The sequence below is a fragment of the Corynebacterium sp. HMSC076G08 genome (assembly GCF_001811515.1).
GTDB lineage: Bacteria > Actinomycetota > Actinomycetes > Mycobacteriales > Mycobacteriaceae > Corynebacterium > Corynebacterium hiratae.
In genome coordinates this window covers 1-688 of the sequence record NZ_KV805058.1, presented here as the reverse complement: position 1 = coordinate 688, position 688 = coordinate 1, and the positions used below count along the sequence as shown (strand labels likewise).

1 pseudogene is annotated in these 688 nt (G+C 53.2%); it reads left to right on the top strand.

The annotated features are described in order from the left end of the window. Window positions 1-156 precede the first annotated feature (156 nt). Window positions 157-688: pseudogene (locus HMPREF2806_RS08120) on the top strand (IS3 family transposase); the annotation flags it as partial.

Genomic DNA, 688 nt, shown 5'->3' with positions numbered 1-688 from the left:
GGGCACCTGGGGTACACCCTATTGTTACGCCGGTATGCGGCAGAATGTTTCCTGTAAAATAGGGCCGTTCCTAGCATTGTTTTACACGTGTCTAGCGGGGTCTAGGTCTTATGTCTACAGAAAAGTGGTGAGTGTGATGTTGCCGTCGGATTGACACGAATCAAGGCCATCTTCGATGATGAGCACGGGCTTTATGGTGCTAAACGCATCGCTGCAAGTCTCAACGACGATACGGACTTTCCTCCGATAAATCACAAGAAGGTCGCACGCATCATGAAATCCATGGGCCTGAAAGGCTTTACTAAACGGCGTCGGTGCATCACCACCAGGCGCAAGCCTGGCCACCGAGTCATGCCAGATTTAATAGGCCGCAAATTCACCGCTGATAAGCCGAACCAGGTCTATGTAGGCGATATCACCTACCTGCCGTGTAAGGGAGGCAAGAACATGTACCTGGCCACGGTCATCGACGTCTACTCGCGCAAACTCGTCGGCCATGCACTCGCCGATCACATGCGGGTATCGCTGGTTATCGAGGCTTTGTCTCATGCCAGGAAAGTCCGCGGAAGCCTTAAAGGGGCAATTTTCCATTCCGACCACGGTAGTGTGTACACCTCACAGGCATTTAGGGACCACTGCGCCCAACTTGGTGTACGCCAATCCATGGGAGCAGTGGGTACAAGTGCCG